Annotated in this window: 15 protein-coding genes; 5 read left to right on the forward strand and 10 right to left on the reverse strand. The window is 34.9% G+C overall.

Features of this window, described 5'->3' with window-relative positions; translation table 11 throughout:
- Positions 1–15 precede the first annotated feature (15 nt).
- Together asnB and U735_RS0107985 are read right to left on the reverse strand one after the other, a co-directional pair.
- Positions 16–1998 carry an asparagine synthase (glutamine-hydrolyzing) gene (gene asnB / locus U735_RS0107980; RefSeq protein WP_031443320.1) on the reverse strand — a complete coding sequence of 661 codons (1983 nt, stop codon included), beginning with the start codon at positions 1996–1998 and terminating at the stop codon, positions 16–18.
- A 26-nt stretch (positions 1999–2024) separates the two neighbouring features.
- On the reverse strand, positions 2025–2273 hold the full coding sequence (locus U735_RS0107985; protein ID WP_031443321.1) for an acyl carrier protein: 249 nt from the start codon (positions 2271–2273) through the stop codon (positions 2025–2027).
- Between the two features lie 399 nt (positions 2274–2672).
- Between U735_RS0107985 and U735_RS0107995 the strand changes: the two genes are divergently transcribed.
- The 3 genes from U735_RS0107995 to U735_RS0108005 are packed head-to-tail and all read left to right on the forward strand — an operon-like array spanning position 2673 to position 5576.
- On the forward strand, positions 2673–3761 hold the full coding sequence (locus U735_RS0107995) for a glycosyltransferase family 4 protein (protein WP_031443322.1): 1089 nt from the start codon (positions 2673–2675) through the stop codon (positions 3759–3761).
- The gene (locus U735_RS0108000; protein ID WP_031443323.1) at positions 3758–4984 is read left to right on the forward strand and encodes a DegT/DnrJ/EryC1/StrS family aminotransferase; all 1227 of its coding nucleotides are present in this window, start codon (positions 3758–3760) and stop codon (positions 4982–4984) included. Before U735_RS0107995 ends, U735_RS0108000 begins: the two co-directional genes overlap by 4 nt.
- Positions 4965–5576, forward strand: coding sequence for a sugar transferase (locus U735_RS0108005; protein ID WP_031443324.1), 612 nt, complete (start codon positions 4965–4967; stop codon positions 5574–5576). Before U735_RS0108000 ends, U735_RS0108005 begins: the two co-directional genes overlap by 20 nt.
- Positions 5577–5631: 55 nt before the next feature.
- On the opposite strand, the gene U735_RS0108010 is transcribed toward U735_RS0108005, so the two are convergent.
- The 3 genes from U735_RS0108010 to U735_RS0108020 all read right to left on the reverse strand — a co-directional run bounded on the left by U735_RS0108010 (position 5632) and on the right by U735_RS0108020 (position 9351).
- Positions 5632–6780, reverse strand: a complete 1149-nt coding sequence (locus U735_RS0108010) for an aminotransferase class I/II-fold pyridoxal phosphate-dependent enzyme (protein WP_394357437.1) — start codon at positions 6778–6780, stop codon at positions 5632–5634.
- A 748-nt stretch (positions 6781–7528) separates the two neighbouring features.
- On the reverse strand, positions 7529–8137 hold the full coding sequence (locus U735_RS0108015; protein ID WP_031443326.1) for a sugar transferase: 609 nt from the start codon (positions 8135–8137) through the stop codon (positions 7529–7531).
- 146 nt (positions 8138–8283) lie between these two features.
- Entirely contained in the window at positions 8284–9351 is a 1068-nt protein-coding gene (locus U735_RS0108020; RefSeq protein ID WP_051891917.1) for a glycosyltransferase family 4 protein, read from the reverse strand.
- Between the two features lie 207 nt (positions 9352–9558).
- Here U735_RS0108020 and U735_RS0108025 point away from each other — a divergent pair, with 207 nt between their 5' ends.
- Both U735_RS0108025 and U735_RS0108030 read left to right on the forward strand, forming a co-directional pair.
- A complete protein-coding gene (locus tag U735_RS0108025) occupies positions 9559–10557 on the forward strand; it encodes a polysaccharide deacetylase family protein (RefSeq protein WP_031443328.1) in 999 nt (332 codons plus the stop codon).
- Positions 10558–10865: 308 nt separating this feature from the next.
- Positions 10866–11543: a hypothetical protein gene (locus tag U735_RS0108030; RefSeq protein WP_031443329.1), complete on the forward strand. Its 678-nt coding sequence runs from the start codon at positions 10866–10868 to the stop codon at positions 11541–11543.
- A 237-nt stretch (positions 11544–11780) separates the two neighbouring features.
- On the opposite strand, the gene U735_RS0108035 is transcribed toward U735_RS0108030, so the two are convergent.
- The 5 genes from U735_RS0108035 to murJ form a co-directional block, all read right to left on the reverse strand.
- Positions 11781–12884 (reverse strand): glycosyltransferase, encoded by a 1104-nt coding sequence (locus U735_RS0108035; protein WP_031443330.1) that lies wholly within the window; start codon positions 12882–12884, stop codon positions 11781–11783.
- Positions 12881–13954 carry a glycosyltransferase gene (locus tag U735_RS0108040; protein WP_031443331.1) on the reverse strand — a complete coding sequence of 358 codons (1074 nt, stop codon included), beginning with the start codon at positions 13952–13954 and terminating at the stop codon, positions 12881–12883. The genes U735_RS0108035 and U735_RS0108040 overlap by 4 nt, the downstream gene beginning before the upstream one ends.
- A 47-nt stretch (positions 13955–14001) precedes the next feature.
- Positions 14002–15210 carry an O-antigen ligase family protein gene (locus tag U735_RS0108045; protein ID WP_031443332.1) on the reverse strand — a complete coding sequence of 403 codons (1209 nt, stop codon included), beginning with the start codon at positions 15208–15210 and terminating at the stop codon, positions 14002–14004.
- On the reverse strand, positions 15207–16277 hold the full coding sequence (locus U735_RS0108050; protein WP_031443333.1) for a glycosyltransferase family 4 protein: 1071 nt from the start codon (positions 16275–16277) through the stop codon (positions 15207–15209). The genes U735_RS0108045 and U735_RS0108050 overlap by 4 nt, the downstream gene beginning before the upstream one ends.
- A gap of 61 nt (positions 16278–16338) precedes the next feature.
- Entirely contained in the window at positions 16339–17679 is a 1341-nt protein-coding gene (gene murJ, locus U735_RS0108055) for a murein biosynthesis integral membrane protein MurJ (RefSeq protein ID WP_034248104.1), read from the reverse strand.
- Positions 17680–17996 lie beyond the last annotated feature (317 nt).

Genomic DNA, 17996 nt, shown 5'->3' on the forward strand with positions numbered 1-17996 from the left:
ATGTTTTATTTAGGTTTAAAAGTCTAATATGATCTTGTCGAGTTCAACGAGTTCATCTTCGTTTAATTCTTGTATAGATCTGTTTATGAAAAGGTCATTTAGTATTTGTGTAGACAAAATTGCGGTAATCGCCATATTGTCTATTTCCGATACTTGATTTTTACTTTTCATTTTGTTAAGCAACTGGTTTACGTGATCTGGATTAAATATTCCCGCCTGTACAATTGCCTTTTCGGAAAGCATGTCTTTAAGGTAGGCTGGCAGGTTGTCGGAAACAAACGAACTACGTATGGGAGCCCTATAGGCTTGCTTGGGCCGGTTTAAAATAACATCGGGTAAGCGATCTTTCATTAATTTTTTTAAGAGATACTTTTCGTTTAGCCCATTAAGCTTTAAATCGGGATGTAAGCCCATACAAAATTCTATCACCCTGTGATCTAAAAATGGATACCTTCCCTCAATGGAATTTGCCATGCCCATCCTATCGCCTTGAGATGATAAAAGGTAGCCCGACATGAATATATTTAGCTCTAACCACTGTGCTTTGGCCAAAGAATCAAGGCCGTTAAGTTTTTCGCTAAATTTTTGTTCAATGATATTTATTGGATTGTAGTCACCTATGGCCTCCCTGTATTCCTTGGTTAAATAATTATTAATTCTAGAGGTGTTGTTCCATCTTAATAAGTGTGAATAGATAGGGGAGGAGGTTTCTTTAAGTTTGTACCCGAAGAACATTTTAAGGACATTGTTGTTCGCATTGTTCATTTGGGGCAAGTAGGGGTACAATTTCTTTAGCAAAAGTGGACGATATTTTGATGTGGGGTCCTTTGCCCAAAATCGCCTGATTTTAGTTTCCTTAAATATATTGTAACCGCCCAAAAGTTCGTCAGCACCTTCACCAGTTATGACAACCTTAATATTTTGGTCGCGCACACTTTTGGCCAATAGACTCATTGGAGTAGGAGCGGTGCGCAGTAAAGGCGCTTCTGAATGCCAAACTACCTCTTTAAAGTTATTGGCAATGTCATTTGGACCACAAACTACACTGGAATGCTGCGTTTTAAAATAGTCGGCTGCTATACTTTGATAGGAGGATTCGTCATAATCTTTTTCTGTAAACCCAATGGAAAAGGTTTGTAAGTTATCAGGGGATATACTTTTAATAAAAGAGGTTGTTACACTGGAATCCAGACCTCCACTAAGATATGCCGCTACTTGCACGTCTGCCCTTAACCGCAGTCTTACGGCATCGGAAAAAATTCTTTCAAATTCCTTAGCTGCTTCTTCAACTTTGGTATACTTGTATTCACCGGGTTTGTATAAGGGCAATTCCCAATAAGATGTGATGTTTTTGGAATGTTTGTTGATAGTCATGTAACTTCCAGGAGGAACTTCAAAAATACCTTCAAAAGCAGTACCCGGGGAAATAGAAGTCCAGAATGTGAAATATTCCGAAACGGCCATAGGTGAAAGTTTTGGTTTAAAACCTGGAAATTCCAACATACTCTTAATTTCAGAGGCAAAAACAAATGAATCTCCCACCTCGGTATAATAAAGCGGCCTAATGCCAACCCTATCTCTCGCCAAAAACAATTCCTCTTTATTTTTATCCCAAATGGCAATGGCAAATTGACCGTTTAGTTTATGGACGAATTCTGGCCCATATTCCTCGTATAAATGAACAATTACCTCGGTATCACTATGGGTTTTAAATTTATGGTTTTTAGATTCAAGTTCCTGCCTCAATTCAATATGATTGAATATTTCACCGTTAAAGACAATCCATAATGAATCGTCAAAATTGGAAATTGGCATAGTACCACTACTCAAATCCACAATGCTTAATCTAACACTTCCCAAACCAACGGAGTTGGTCAGGTATACCCCACTTTGGTCTGGCCCCCTATGTTTGATACGCGTAAGCATTCGGCGCAGCGTAGCGGTTGGCTGATCCTGCTTACCAGTTTGGAAATTATAGAAACCGGCGATACCGCACATATCTATTGATAATTGTTAATTAATAATTATAGTTTGCCTTCAATGAACTTTATAATACTGTTGACAGATTCAAAATTTTCCGGTAATAGCTCTTCATCACTCACTTCAACGTTAAATTCTTCTTTCAAATACTCAATAAGGAATAATAGTCCCATAGAATCTAATAGACCGGTTTCAAAAATTAATGTATCATCAGCAATGGCCTTGTTGTCGGATAGGGTAGCGTTGATTATGTAATCCTTTATTTTACCCTTGGTTTCAATTTGTGTTATCATTTTATAAAATAATTTATGTTAATTTCGTAGAATTACCTTTTCGGCTTGTAAACTTAATTGTTATTCTTAAAACAGAATATTATTGTGCCTATAATTCGGCCAAAAGCAAAATTATGGGGGTTAAATGATTGTTGGTGGGAGAAGTTTTGGATTTTGGTGCTATTGTCACAGCAATATAGTAAAATCCAATTACAATACTATTGGATATCATCGAAATACATAGTAAAAATAATGTCCAAAAATGGTATAGGACAATTGGGATAATCTGCTTTTCAATTCCAAACTTTAGCCATAATTACTATTTAACGTTTAAAATTGTAGTTTTACCTACAATATATTATATGGCAACAACTAAGTGGTTTCTTTGTAGTGGATAGAAATTTATAGGAATCCCTTTTGATGAATAAAAAAGTAAGTATTTGTTTGGTTGGAAGTGAGGATGCCCATAAGAGAATAGGGTTGGCGCAGTGTTTAATTCGCAATAATTTTGATGTAACCATTTTGGGGACCAAGGATTATGCTTATCCTGAAGGTATTCGTTATTTAGGTTATAATTTAAATAGAAAATTTAATCCCATTTCCGACTTTAAGACCATTTTGGCATATAGAAGAATTCTTAAAAGCAATAACTTTGACATTGTCCAGACATTTGATACGAAACCGGCCTTTATCCTACCGTTCGCAACATTTGGCCTTAAATCCAAAATAATTAGGACGATTACGGGCATGGGTACCATCTTTATGTCCAATGCCCTAAAATTTAAAATATTTAGAATTTTTTATAAAACGTGTCATTTTCTGGTTAGGGGCAGAGTGTACCATACCACATTTCAAAATGAAGACGATAGAAAGTATTTTATAGATAATAAGTTGGTCAATACTTCCAATAGTTCCTTAATTTACGGCAGTGGCATAGAGCTTACCAATAGTAAGGAAAGAACGATAAATAAGGATAGGGATTTTACTTTCATATGTGTGTCAAGATTGGTCTATGAAAAGGGAATTATTAATTATTTGGAAGCGGCAAAAATTTGTAGGGACAACAATCACAGGTTTAAATTTTTATTGGTAGGTCCATTGGAAGAAGAGTCTAAAAGATTAAATTTACAGATTGTTGAACAGTACAGCAATGTTGTTGATTGGTTGGGCCCAAGAAAGGATGTTCAAGAATTAATGCTGGATTCGGATGCATTTGTCCTGCCTACTTTTAGAGAGGGATTTTCCAGAGTGTTATTGGAAGCTTCTGCTTTGGGGTTGCCCAGTATTACGACCGATGTTCCTGGAACGAATGAAATTATCAGACATTTACAAGAAGGCCTCCATATTGAAGTGGATAATTCGGAGGATTTGGCAAACGCCATGATCCAATTAGCTTCGGATAGGGAATTTGCGGCTGAGTTGGGAAAAAACGCAAGGCTGCATGTTAAGCAATTTAGTTTGGACGTTATTAGTGATAAGTATATAGAATTATATAAAAAAGCAATATGAAAATTCCATTTTCTCCCCCCTTTATCAATGAATCTGTAAAAAATGAGGTATTGGATTCTCTTGAATCCGGGTGGATTACTACCGGTCCTAAAGTGAAAAAATTGGAGGGCCAGATATGTGAACTAACAAAGGCTCCACAAGTTCTATGTGTAAATTCGTGGACCTCCGGTGCTTTGCTAATGCTAAAATGGTTTGGGGTGCAACCAGAGGATGAGGTTATTATCCCGGCCTATACTTATTCTGCTACGGCACTTGCTGTCATACATGCCCACGCCAAACCGGTAATGGTGGATGTCTCTGATGATGATTTCAACATATCCTTGGAAGCAATTGAAAAAGCTATAACCAATAAAACCAAGGTGATATTTCCTGTTGATATAGCAGGGTGGCCTTGCGACTATCGCCAAATTAATGAATTGGTTCGTCAAAAAAAGCAATTATTTCAGGCCGATAACGAAATTCAGGAGACTTTGGGCAGAATCTTGGTGGTATCGGATGCGGCCCATTCCATTGGGGCAGAGTATGAAGGCAAACAGACCGGAGTGTTGACAGATGTTACCATATTTTCACTTCATGCAGTAAAAAATGTTACTACTGCGGAAGGCGGGGCAATATGTTTAAATTTACCACTTCCATTTAACAATGAGGAATTGTACAATACACTAAGATGCTATTCCTTAAATGGTCAAACAAAAGATGCCTTTACAAAGAGTAAGGCCGGGGCATGGAGTTACGATATTATTTATCCAGGTTTAAAAATAAATATGCCCGATGTATTGGCAGCTATAGGAATAGGTCAAATGGAAAGTTATACTAGTATGGCACTCCCGGAAAGAATAAGAATTTTTGAAGATTACAATGATCATTTCTCCAATAAGGATTGGGCAATTACTCCTCAATATAAATCCAATATCAAACGTTCCTCGTGCCATATATATGCGTTACGGATCGAAGGAATAAACGAGGATGAGCGTGATCAAATCATAACACTTATTGCCAACTTTGATGTTGCTGTAAACGTTCACTTCAAACCACTGCCATTGCTTTCCTTATTCAAGGAAATGGGTTATTCTATTAACGACTATCCAAATGCCTACAAGCAATATGCCAATGAAATATCCTTGCCAATTTATCCACAATTATCCAAAGAGGACATTGCCTATGTCATTAAGGTGGTGTGTGAATCCGTAGAACAAGTGCTTTATGCTCAAGAGAAGCTTTGATATACTAAGTTCCGGTCTAGGCCTATTACTTATTTCCCCCATCCTGTTAATTGTTTCACTGGCCATAACATTATCTTCCAAAGGTGGTGTTTTTTATAAACAAAGTAGGGTAGGTTTAAATGGTGTAAACTTTAATATTTTGAAGTTTAGGACCATGTTTACAGGTTCGGATAAAAAAGGACTTTTAACGGTTGGTGATCGCGATCCCAGAGTTACTCCCGTAGGGTATTATCTTAGAAAATACAAATTGGATGAATTGCCCCAATTGATCAATGTCCTTTTAGGTGATATGAGTCTGGTAGGTCCCAGGCCCGAAGTTTCAAAGTATGTAAATTTATATTCCAAGGAGGATAGGGTTGTTCTTTCCATTAAACCGGGAATTACCGATTATGCTTCTATTTACTTTAGAAATGAAAACGAAATTTTAAATTCGTCCAGTAATCCTGAGAAAAAATATATTGAAGAAGTAATGCCATTGAAATTGGAATTGAACAAAAAATATATTAGGGAAAAGGGCTTGTTGACCGATTTGAAAATCATATTTATGACCTTAAAATCGATATTCCATAAGAATGAAAATTCCGTTACTTAATAGTACTACGTTTACACTATTTTAATGTAAAAAATGGGTGGGCATTATTACCTGCCTATGCTAATTTAAGTGCTCTACGGGAAATTATACTCGAAATGACAGAAATAACTCGCTCTTGATCAGCCTCTTCAAGATTTGAGCCGCTCGGCAAGCATAATCCCCGATTAAAGATATCTTCTGAAGTTCCATCTATATAACTTGGAAATTTAATGAATACGGGTTGCAGGTGCAGTGGTTTCCATAATGGTCTGGATTCTATGTTATTGGCTTCCAGGGAAAGACGGATTTCCTCTCTAAGCTCATAGGATGCGGTTAAAATGCAACTTAGCCATCTATTGGAAAAATGACCCTTTGGTTCATTTAAGAAATCGATATTTGGAAATCTCTCCAATTTATTCTTGTAATTATCATATATATTCCGCCTAGCTTCAATTCTTTTGTTCAAAACTTCCATTTGCCCCCTGCCAATACCAGCAAGAATATTACTCATTCTATAATTATATCCAATTTCCGAATGCTGGTAATATGGGGCATTGTCACGTGCTTGGGTTGCCAAATAGATTGCTTTTTTCTTTATGTCCAGATTTTTGGTAACCAAGGCCCCTCCGGCCGAAGTAGTAATAATCTTATTGCCGTTAAAGGATACAATGCCCAAGTCTCCAAAGCTGCAGCATTGAACACCCCTAAAGGTACTTCCCAACGCTTCTGCGCTATCCTCTATAATTGGAATTCCATATTTATCGGCAATTTTTCTAATTTCGTTGACCTTATATGGCATTCCATACAGGTGTACTGCAATTATGGCCTTAGGTTTCTTACCCAGTTTTATTCTATGGTTAATGGCGCGCTCCATTAAAACTGGGGATATATTCCATGTGTCCGATTCACTATCTACAAATATGGGAGTGGCACCAAGGTATCTAATGGGATTCGCAGAGGCGGCAAAAGTTAAGGTTTGGCATATAACTTCATCACCTTTGGAAATGCCTAGTATTATGAGGGCCAAATGAATAGCCGCTGTTCCAGAATTTAGGGCAGTGACGTAAACCCCTTCCTTTATAAATTTCCCCAAGGAGTTTTCAAAAAGGTCAATATTGTTTCCTATGGGGGCAATCCAATTATTGTTGAATGCCTGAGCGATATAATTTTGCTCAGAACCACACATATGTGGGGGGGAAAGATATATCTTTTTAGGGGAGATCAATATATTCTATAATTTAAAAACCTAATAATGGTCTACAATTTAAACTGTTTTAAATTGAATTATTTAATTGTAAAGGTAATGTAAAATCTCTGGTTCAATATAAAAAGAACTTAATAATTCGATGAATAGACGAAATATAGGCTGAGTTCATTAATTGTACTCCTTAATTGGATTGTGTTTTTTACACTTTAATGTTGTAGAAGAACAGGTTATATAGTTTTGTTAGCTTCATTACGTGGGTATATGGACTATCATAATTTCATAATCTATTCTATGAATTAATTGTACAGGGATTGTGGTCATTATAAGGGTTTCCCAATAGCTTTGTGTCTTGCTTCTCTGATGAAACTAATTATGCAAATATGGAAAAGGTTATTTTTTTGAACAGATAACGGTTAAGGCCAAAACAAGCACAATGCGCCTTTGTAGGGCCACTTGCCCCATCGGGCCAAATGACGTGGAAAGTAATAGGCATAGGCTCTAGTTTATAATAACTATGGTTTGATTAATTCTTGATTTTCGGCCTTTTTTCCTACCTTTTAGGGCCGGGGCAAGAACAAAAGGTAGAAAATTCGCTTATTCTTTCCCTAGCCCTAAAGGGAATAGCCGGATTTTCTACCTCTGAACCAATTTAATCCTTCGTACTCTTGATCTATAGCAAAATATCAACGCGGATCTAAACTATAGCCTTAGATATATTAAAAAACCCTCATAGCTGACCTAGGTGGTGGTAGTTTCAACCCAGTGATTAGGGGTCTGTTCCTCTAAATTTTTCCATAGTTATATCTGGGCTAGCCGATATACCTTCGCTCCCCAACACTTTTTTTATTGTTTTCAAAATGATTATTAAATCTGTTTTAAGACTTATATTATGGATATACCAAACATCATATTCAAATTTTTGTTGCCAACTTATCGTATTCCTGCCATGTACTTGTGCCCATCCTGTAATTCCGGGCCGAACATCATGGCGCTGTGCCTGTATGTTGTTGTAAAGAGGTAGGTATTCTATTAATAAAGGCCTAGGTCCAACGATGGACATATCGCCCTTGAGAACATTTACCAATTGCAGGAGTTCATCTAAAGAGGCTTTTCGCATCAGCCCCCCAATTTTTGTAATTCTTTCCGTATCTGGCAATAGATGCCCATGATCGTCCCTACTATCGTTCATGGTCTTAAACTTGAGTATGGTGAAAATTTTACCCTCCTTACCGGGTCTCCTTTGTAGAAAAAACGGGTTGCCTTGGGTGGCGGGCATAAGGATTAGTATACACAATAAAATTAAGGGACTTAATACAACTAAGCCTATAAGTGCAAAAAAAAAGTCAAATAATCTTTTGAAAAAATTGTGGTACATAGCAAATTTCAATTACTAATTCCTATATAAAAAAATGGTTGGTTCGTATTTATACATTTTTATGACTATGATAACGTAGAATAACAGTTAATGATAAAAAGATAATCTTACCATAATATAAACCTAATGGCCTGTTATGGCAAATTTCAAAGATTATTATTTATGATTTTAAGAATCATATCATTTATAATATCCACATTAAATCTTTTTTCTGCCAATTTCCTACTTCTGTTTCCCATAGGGCCTATGGCCGCCGGATTTTCTAAAAAAAAACGAATGCCCAAAATCAATTCATTCAATTGTTTGGGTTCTACAAGTATTCCATTTTCATTTCTTAATACTGTTTCCTTACAACCTGGTGTATTGGTGGTGATGATGGGCATACCAATGGAAAGGGCCTCCAATATAGATCTTGGAATTCCTTCCCTATAGTACGTTGGTAGCACAAAAACATCGGAGTTGGTTAAATAATTCTCAACATTCTTTTTAAAACCGTGATAAGTTATAATTTTTCTTTCATTAAGTTCCGATAATCTATTGGGGCTGATGGATGATGGTGAGTTATCAATGTTGCCAATAATATGAAATTCAGCTTTTGGAAATTCAGTCTTCAGTTTTTGTGCCGCATCCATAAATAAGTCTGCACCTTTTTCGCGAATCAACCTAGCAACAAATACAAAAATTATTTTATCGGAAACCTTGTTGTTTTCCCTGAAGGGATATCTTTCCAAGTGTATTCCCGAGCCATCAACAATATGTGTATTTTGGTTTTTGTTCAATATGCCTTTTTCCCTAAATAGGGCTACATCATCTGAATTTTGAAATATTATAGCTTTGTTCTTGGAAAGTGCTAATTTATAAAGAACCTCTGTGACTTTTTGCAATACCCGTGCTTTAATTGAACTTTTGCTGAAGGTGAAACCTAAGCCCGTTATCAGGGAAATTACGGGTGTGCCTGTAAATCGGCCTGCTAATGAGCCATAAATCACTGGTTTTATGGTGTATGGAAATAATAGGTCAATTTCATTTTTTATGATGATATTTCTTATTTTGAGAACCGACAGTAGGTCTTTCCAAGGATTCAATCCGGTTCTTTGCAGTGGGAACTCAATGGTGACTACTCCTAGATCGGACAAAGCTTGGGACGTATTGTCTTGAAAATTGGGGGCGCCGGCAAATACTTTATAACCGTTGGCCATAAATGATTTTATCATGTCAAGTCTGAAGCTAATCAATGATTGGTCTAGCGAGCACAAGATTAAGATGCTGGGGCACTTTTTGGAAGGCATTTAATAAAATAATTTATATAGGATTATCATTATTAAAACAACGGTTTGTCTTTTTTAATTGTCGTATAACGTATGAAATATCAATATTACGTAGATAATGTTAATTTTAATCCATATACATATATTTAATTTATGAATTCTGGAGGACAGTTTGTGATATCGTTGGATTTTGAACTTTTTTGGGGTGTTCGTGATAAACGAAAGATTGGGGACTATTCGTCCGCATTGGAAAAAGTCCATGCTTTGGTCCCAGAGATGTTGGCCATGTTCAGGGAATATGAGGTCAATACAACTTTTGCCACCGTGGGATTGTTGTTTGCCCAGGACAAAAAGGAACTTATTAAGTATAGTCCAGCTTTAAAGCCGAATTACAAGGATTCCAATCTGTCTCCGTATACGGATGGTTTTGGAATTGTAAAGGACAATGCGGTAGATGATCCTTATCATTTTGCCCTGCCTTTGATAGAGATGATAAAAGATAAGTACCCGGAACATGAAATTGGCACCCATACCTTTTCCCATTATTATTGCCAGGAAGAGGGACAGACTTTGGAAACGTTTAAAGCTGATTTAGTGTCTGCAATTGAAATAGCAAAAGCCAAGGGAATAGAATTATATAGTTTGGTCTTTCCAAGAAATCAATATAATCCTGAATACTTACAGGTGTGTAAGGAATTGGGGATTTTGACTTATAGGGGTAATGAGGAGGCCTGGTATTTTGCCCCGGATAGCAAAGAAGGTACCACCCTAAAGAAAAAAATATATAGGACCTTGGATTGTTACATTAACATTTCTGGTCATAATACTTATAAATTGTCAGATTTAATTTCAGAGAAGCCTTATAACATTCCATCCAGCCGTTTTTTTAGACCCTATATGGCAAAAGGGGGGATGATATTGGAAGAATTGAAATTGAGGCGGATAAAAAATAGTATGACCTATGCCGCAAAGAATAATTTGTTATACCATTTGTGGTGGCATCCCCATAATTTTGGGCAAAATACATATCGAAATATGGAAACTTTAAAATCTGTTTTGGAGCATTACAGGAAATTAAAACTTCAGCATGGCTTTGAGAGTTTTACCATGAAGGATTGTGCCCTGTCGCTAAACACAATGGAAATGAAGTAGTCATTAATGTTGAATTATGCGTTAATTCTTTGACTAGTATTAAGAAATTACAAATTAAGTGTTTCTACAGTCTAGGAATTTGAAAGCTTAAAATGGTAAGTCATGTACAAGTCTGGGCAATGTTGTACATTTCATATATGAGCCATTATCCTCTTATGTAATCCTTTTTTGGAGAAACATAAATAAATAGATAGAATTGAATTTTAGAATTGTTCCCCATTTTTTAACACAAAAAAAAGTATCAACAACTTTAAATCAATCTGTGCAAATGTGCTGCACTTTTTCGTTTTAGTTAATTTTAGTTTATTATGTTTGGTAAAATAAGAAAAAAAATTACGTATGCATGTAAATTGATCCAAAGTGGGGAAATAAGGGACGTATTTCAAGCTTTGGTCAGACGTTTAAGATCTGAAGAAATAGCCTACGGATTTAAAAGAGATTTAAATATAAAGTTCTCTAAACCTAGAAGTTTGGTTAAAGTTAGTATTCGCGTTTATCAACCTGATGATGGACAATATTTTACGGAACGAAAAAATGATGGTCTAATAAATGAATTTCATACCTGTTATGTGGGCATTACAAAGGAGGGAATTGCCTGTTGCCATGTGTGGCTAATAGATGCTTCCCAAAATAAGAAGCTAAAAAAAGCTTGGGGAAATATTTTTCCTACTTTAAATGCGGATGAATTGTTGGCCGAGAATGTATATACTGTTCCCAAGTATAGGGGGATGGGAATTTTTCCGACAGTGCTCGACCAATTGGTTGAAAAAGGTATTGCATTAGGTGCCAATTATATTATTTCATTTGGTGAGGCGAATAATATTAACATGTCCCGATCATTTGTTTACGCCGGGTATCAGCCTTATATATTGAGAAGGAAAAAGTGGTTTTTATTTTATAAGTCCATTACGTTTGAGGAAATATCAGCGGAAGATATGGATGTCTTTAATAAACAAACCAAAGCCTATAGGGCCAGGCCATTATAAAATAAGGTACTTACCTAATCAACGTAATGGGTTTAATCAATGGTTGTTAGTTTTGTTATGTATTTAAAATAAATTCTACGCAGCTGAAACGCACCAAAATCTTTGGTTTTCCTTTTCAATCTTACTTACAAGGCCGGAATACATGGTTACATGTTTTAGCGATCTTGGAGAAAGCAAAATTTAATTCCAAATTCTCTAGCAATAGAAAAAAGTGAATTTTAGGCATGCCATTTTGAATTATTCTATTTCTTTTAGAATAGCATTCATAAAGCTGTGTATGGTACGTTTTTCTAAAAACTCATCAAATTGTATTCGATTATCTGAGTTATTGGAATCAAGGCATTTCGCCATAGCGTTAGCCAATGCGGTTACATTTTCAGTTTCACAGGTATATATACCCTGAATTTCTTCGATTCCCCCAGCACTTAGAGTAGAAACAATATTGGTGTTCAAGGTCATCATTTGTAATAGTACATTGGGAAAGCCTTCGATACGTGAAGACAAAACACACATTCTCGCCTTTTTAAAATATGGAAATGGATTCTTTGAAAAGCCCGTCAATTTAGCCCTATTCCCTAAATTAAGATCGTTGATTATGGCTTGTAAGGATTCATGCTCAGCTCCTTCTCCAAGTATCCATAATTCCAATTTAGGAAACTTGTCCTTAATTTCATTGAATGAATGAATCAATACATCAAACCCTTTGGCAGGCACCAACCTACCAGCAGCAACTATGAATTGGGACTGTTCATCAAATTTGATTTTTTTGAGGGCATTGGCCTTAACTAGATCAAGGTTTATTGGATTTTTTTGTACAAAGACCTTAAGCTTCTTTTTCATCCAAGGTATTTCCTCTATTAATTGATTTTTCATGAACTCCGTTTGACAAATAAGTAGATCCACTTTGGAATACCCTATTTGATAAGCTATTTTGTATCTCAGCAGCTTTAGGCCTGTCAATAAATGAAAGATAGAATTAGATTCCCTTACTATCACCTTCGATTTTCTCAAAAAACCAATACGTTTCATTAACCCTAGCATTGCGTTGATGAGTGTTTGGGAAGAGAGTGTGTGTTTAATGGAGTTTTTTAGTGAGAATTTGATTATAAAAAAAAATAGCGCAATATATCCCAGAAAGTAACTCGGAAAAGGGGAGTAGATTAATTTACATCTATTATCAAGATATTTCCACCCGTCCAATCTTTCTGAGTTTAGGAAGTAAATGGCGCAGTTTTCACCAGAATTGCTTAAATAGTCTGCAAGATTCATTAATAGTTGTTCGGCGCCTCCGCCAAGTCGGTCATTGGGCACTACAATCAACCAATCAATACTATTTTTCATTTTATTATATTTAGGAATAACTGTTCGTATTTTAATAATATTTCTTCTTTACTAAATTTTTTGAAAACAGATTTGTTTATGGTCTGTGGATCTAATGGGCTTGAAACTAAGTAATTTATTTTGTTTAAAAACTCACGTTCATTTTGAACAATAAAACCATTTACCCCATTTTCAATTATTTCCTTGGTCCCTCCTGGTGCATCATAGGCTATTACTGGAGTGCCAACAGCACAACTTTCCAATAAAGCATTGGGGAATCCTTCAGTAAAGGAACCTTGCAAGAAGATATCGCTATCCGCAAGATATTTAGCTACTTCGTCCGTATAGTCAATGAATTCTACACGGTTGCTAATATTTAATGAAGTAACTTTATCTATAATGGCAGACTTTTCTGGACCAACACCTATTATAGTATAATTAAAAGGGAGGTTTAAGTCGGCTAACACCTCTAAAATCCTGACATGCCCTTTTACTTTCACAAGGCGGCCAACAGTTATGAAACTAATACTACCTTTAGCTTTCAGATTAATTTTAGATTTAGAAAGGGTAAAGTTATCGGTAATTGGATTATTTATAATTTTTAGTTTTTCGGCTTTGATTTTGTATTGGTCTTTACATTTTTGTAACATGTCCGTGGACTGACAAATGATATAATCTAATTTACCAAGGCCTATTTTTGTTATGTATTTAAGCACGGAATTCTTTAAGCCTCCATCTATGTTGTCCATATTAGTATGTCTGCCAATAAATGTTGTTTTAGGGGATAAGAATGAAATTAAGCCCATTACAAGATTTAAATGACCTATTGAGCTAAGAACAATTTGTGGGTTATGCTGAAAAAGATATTGTATTAATTTGGGGATTGATGTTAAGACTCTTTTTTTATTTAAAAATACTAGGCTAATATTTCGAATGGAATAGGACTGATCCAAAGAGGATCCAATAACCAATAAAGTAACATCAAATTTATCTCTATCCAAGTTGTCCGCCACAAAAGACATGACCCGTTCGGCACCACCCGCCCTTAAAGATGGCAAGATAATGGTAGTTTTAATTATATTGTTTAACATTTGGATATTAATTTTCAGAAAATATTATTCTAATTGGGGTGCATATATTATGCTATAACTCCAGCATTAATTTCAGCATCGTATTTCGGGAAATATTCAACGGTATAGGCCAGATACATGAATATTACCATCAGATAAGCCTCCGATATTATGGTTTGTAAAGTAATCATAAAGACAAACAAAACTGTTAGAATTGAAAGACAATAGAACTTAATGGTTACTGGCGCAATCATTGATTTTTTAAAATATTGGAAAAGAAGAAATAAAAATAGCAGAAAACAAAAAATACCGGCATCTGCCCAAACCCCGAATAGTGTATTGTGTGATGAAATGTCTTTATAGAAATAAACTCCATTTCCCAGTATTGGGTTTGCGTTTATGTAATTCAGCATATTTTGAAACAATACATCCCTTCCAGAATAGGAAACTTTGTTGGTATTAAGTGTTAATATATTCACGATATCTTGAACCCTCGATTTTTGCACTAGTGATAAATGTGTACTGTTCAGTGCCGATTGAAGGGCAAAATAAAGAGATAGTGGGAGGGCAAATATCAATAATAAGATTCTGCTCGGGTTGAAAAAACGATGGAACATTAAGGCACATACAACAAAAAACACCAAAAAACCTGTTTTGGAAAAACAAAGGATTATGCCATAAAGTGTTATTCCAATAGCTGCTATTTTAAAGATTTTAGTAATTAAATTTTTAGCAATTATATGGTGTTGGATGAATACAAATGCCAATATACATACAATGGCTGCATTATTTGAGTCTCCATAAACTCCTCCAGCTCTGTCCAGTTCATAATTGAGGGTGCTATTGTCATCATATGAGAAATTAATGGCACTTAGATATATTAATAGGATAACTGAAACGAAAAATGTAACTACAGCAACCTTTTCGAATATTTTTCTATTTTCATAAGTGCTGAAAAAAAAGGCGAAGCCAATGGCATATACCAAAGGAACAGTGGTCCTTAAGAGTGAAATCTCATTGTTATGTACTACATTGGCCAGTAATCCCAAACCATAATATGCCAAATAGAAAAAGAACCATGTTTTTACTATCGAGGGAAATTTTTCCCTGTTTTTGTTATTTAAGCATAATATTGTTCCGGCTAGAACTAAACCATAATTTAGAAATGCTAAATATTGAGATAGGGATTCGGAAATGAATTTCCCAACTAAACTTTGAATATTAAGTGCACTTAAGACAAATGGTACCAAAAAAAATAAAAGACCTATTTTTTTCATAAAAGGTTAAGTTCTTTGAATAAGTTATTCCATTTGTTAATTATGGTGGTAATAGAAAAACGATCTAGGTTTTTTAGCGCATTATTACTGTAGTTTTTTCTAATTTTATCATTATTTATAAGAAAATCCAATCCTTTTTGCATTTCTTTTTGGTTCTGGTCTTCAATAAGCAGACCATTTTTATTATGATCAATGATTTCGGAAGGTCCGGTTTTGCAGTCATAGGCAATGCATACCATACCTTGGGACATGGCTTCTAATAAAACCATAGGAAGGCCCTCGTGACGGGAGGAAAGGCAAAAAATGTCATATGTTCTCATTAATTCGCTTATATTGTCCACGAAGCCAATAAACTCTACTTGATTTTGAATTTGATTGACCTGAACCATTTGGTTTAATATTTGAAATCCTTCTTCTCCTCCTCCGGCTATTTTAAGATTCCATTCAGGATTGTTATTTAAAACCGGGACGATTAAATCCAACAAGTTATCAAAACCTTTGGTTTTATACCTATTTAGGCTTCCTACGGCTAAAATAGTTTTTTCTCTATTATGACTATTGTTCTTAAGTGTATCAAAAGAGCAGGGATTGGGCATTACAACAACATTGGCTTTTTTTCTTTCAAAAAAGTTTCGGTCAAACTCTGTCAATACCGTTATCATATTTGCAAACCTATAAATATAATTCCATGTGAATTTAGTTAGTGGTTCGACTAGCCTTAAATGATTATTATGTTCGCACCCAATTATTTTTATTCCATAAAGCTTGCAAACGATAATGGAAATCAAATTCATCCGTGGCATTAGGGCAATAGCCACAGCTGGACGATTTTTTCTTTTAAAATAGTACGAGTATAGATTTATTAAACTGCGTATGGTATGATTCTTTATAAATCCCTGATGAAGATCGACGGAGTTGATTTGAGGGTGAAGATCGTAAAATTGCCCTTTATTAAACGTGATAATACTTACTTCATGCCTTAAATCAGTAAATTCATTAGCCAATAAGACCATAACCCTTTCGGCTCCCCCTCCCCTTATAGAAGATGCAATGAAGTGTATTTTCATAAATTTAATAAGTAAAAAAATTTAAATCAATATTCAAATATCTGTAAATCTTATAGATTAACTAAGTTTTCTGGTTTAAATACTTACTATATAGTTTAAATGTGTAACCTACATAAATGGTACTAGCTATTACATATACTATGGTTGTACTCAGTACCAAACCATACACGGCCAAATATTTAACCAGTATAATATTCATTATAAGGTTCAAAATCAAGTTCCAAAAAGAAGTCCAAGCCATGAATTTGTTTTGATTGATAGCAGTAAGGAATTTTACACATACCAAGGTACACAAATAAAATGGGACGTAAATCAATGTGATTTTTTGAATATTCGAAACAACATAGGTATCTTTTGATGTAAATTCATTTCTTTCGAATAAAAGTCTTACAATATCACTGGATAAAATAATCCCACAAAGTGATACTAAAAAACTAATTAGAAAAACTATTTTTAGTATTTTAAACAATTGTTTGTATGCCCTTTCAATATTTTCATTGACCGAATTGGAAAAGTGAGGTAGAAGCACATTGCCTAGTGCGAGCATCAATATACCAACCACGAAAGCTGGTATTTTTGTTCCGTAATTAATCGCGGATATTGATCCAATTACTAGCCGCGCTGCAAAAAATTGATCCACAAAAGGATTAATTCCGGTCAATAAGCCTGAAGTTACTTTTGGGGTATATTGTTGAATCATTGAACTTATGTTCTCGTTTAGTTCAGGTTTTCCAAATATCAAAACTTTTTCACGAAATGCCATGTATAACAAATGTACGAATGAACAAAAACTTCCAAGGGTTAATCCTAATACCAAAGTAATATCCCCAGAAATTGGTTTTAGGAAAACAATACATAGGATTGTGACTATGGGGAGGAAAAATTGTGATAGTGAGGTAATAAGAAATTTATTTTTTATTTCTAATAATCCACTAAGGAATCCAGAGTAACCCCATAACAATAAACAAGGGGCAACGATATAGAATTGAACCCTAATCAATTCATAATATGATCGGGTATGCCCAGGGAATACATTTTCCAGAAAAAATTGGACAAAAGTAAATACCAGCAAGGTTAAAATAACTACAAGTACGTTAATTATAATAAAGGTTATAGTTTGAAAGCTTGCGATGTTATTATTAGTTTTTTGTTCCCTGATATAGTTGGGAATAAAAAGATTTTTAAGAGAACCTATGAAAACATTTTGAACAAAAGTTGGTATTAGAATGGCGATATAATAGGTATCCAGTAGTTCAGAAAGCCCAAAGTAGGCTGCAACCAATGATTCTTTGAAAAAGGAAACTATTTTGACCAATAATGTTAAGCCACCTACAATCAGCATGTTGTAAATCAGCGGGTTGGATAGTGTTTTCTTGATTTTTCCCTTGGTTTTTAGAAACATGGATCGTAATATGAAAATAATAATTGGATCACTTATAGTGGTGTGCGTTAAGTCGGGGCTAAATTCGACAAATTTTAATTAATTTAAATCTATTCTACCAAAAATATTGTTTTATTGCCACTTACTTATTTGGCATTCGGGCTAACTGGGTAATCAATAAATATTATTGGTTTCAATTCTGTTTTATAGTTTGTCTTTTTTTTGCTGATAATGTTGTAAGCTCCCCTTGAAACCAAACTAGAGGCCGATTTAGTATTTAGCCCTGACTATAATTATAATTCACTGTGATTGGAAACCGTGAAATATAGAACCTAATA

This window comes from Arenibacter algicola (assembly GCF_000733925.1).
Taxonomy (GTDB): Bacteria; Bacteroidota; Bacteroidia; order Flavobacteriales; family Flavobacteriaceae; genus Arenibacter; species Arenibacter algicola.